The organism is Bacillus sp. SIMBA_008, from assembly GCF_046535495.1.
Lineage (GTDB): Bacteria > Bacillota > Bacilli > Bacillales > Bacillaceae > Bacillus > Bacillus subtilis.
Window position 1 is genome coordinate 1 of record NZ_JAWRWL010001200.1, and the last position, 239, is coordinate 239.

General features: G+C 37.7%; 1 pseudogene. It reads right to left on the bottom strand.

Annotated features, from left to right (window positions below):
- Window positions 1–208: pseudogene (locus tag SB658_RS27250) on the bottom strand (iron-containing alcohol dehydrogenase); the annotation flags it as partial.
- Between the last annotated feature and the right edge of the window lie 31 nt (window positions 209–239).

Consider the following 239-nt stretch of genomic DNA (forward strand, 5'->3'; position numbering starts at 1 on the left):
CTTGATCAAATATAAAAACAGAATAACCGGCTTCCTGCAAATACGCTTCAATAGGCTGAACTAGCCCTGCATTTCTCACACCAGAATCTGTCACAATCATCACTGTGGCACCCGTCAGTACAAGATCCTCTACTATAGATCCAATTTCTTTTGACTGACCAATCCCCATCATTATGTTTGTTTGGCAATGATATTCAAAATTCATCATGATTTTTCTACTCCTTCATGTAAATTTGTTG